This window comes from Mesorhizobium sp. L48C026A00 (assembly GCF_000502375.1).
GTDB classification, from domain to species: domain Bacteria; phylum Pseudomonadota; class Alphaproteobacteria; order Rhizobiales; family Rhizobiaceae; genus Mesorhizobium; species Mesorhizobium muleiense.
Genome location: NZ_AYWU01000116.1, coordinates 1 through 617 on the forward strand (window position 1 = coordinate 1; position 617 = coordinate 617).

1 pseudogene is annotated in these 617 nt (G+C 59.6%); it reads left to right on the forward strand.

Annotated features, from left to right (window positions below):
- Window positions 1–299, forward strand: a pseudogene (locus X738_RS86720) (hypothetical protein); the annotation flags it as partial.
- Between the last annotated feature and the right edge of the window lie 318 nt (window positions 300–617).

Consider the following 617-nt stretch of genomic DNA (forward strand, 5'->3'; position numbering starts at 1 on the left):
CGGTGGCCGGCTTCAAATCGGAATGGTGGCCGGTCTTTGATCGGAATGGCGGCCGGCTTCACGTCGGAATCCGCAAATCTGGCGAACATGGCCAGAGTACTCCGGAGGCCGCCCTTGCGATCATGCGGTCTATGGCGACCCGGTGGTCCGATGCCGACATTGCCGCCACTCTCAACCGGATGGGAATGCAGACCGGGCAAGGCAAAACCTGGACTGGGTGCCGTGTCGGGGCGCTGCGCACGGTCCATAAAATCCACGGTACCGATCCGCCGATAAGAACGGCGAGTGGCTCACGCTGACCGAAGCCGCTAAAAAGCTTGGTGTTTCTGCCCATCGGTCCGCCGACTGATCAAGGAGGGGGTGCTTCCGACCGAGCAGGTTGTGTCTGACGCGCCGCACCAAATAGTTGGCCGTGAACTATTCGCAAGCCGTTGATCTGGCATCCTGATTAAGGCGGACGACGGCTTTGGAATTGCAGGAGTTGCGGTGTTTGGGCGCTGTTTTCCTGCAATTCGATTTTGCGATTCCCTTGTGCGCTGAGGCGTGATTGAACTAAACCGCTGCCGCGGTAGCTGATGCGCGGGTCTGGCCTGAGGAGGCCCCTGTCTGAGAAGATT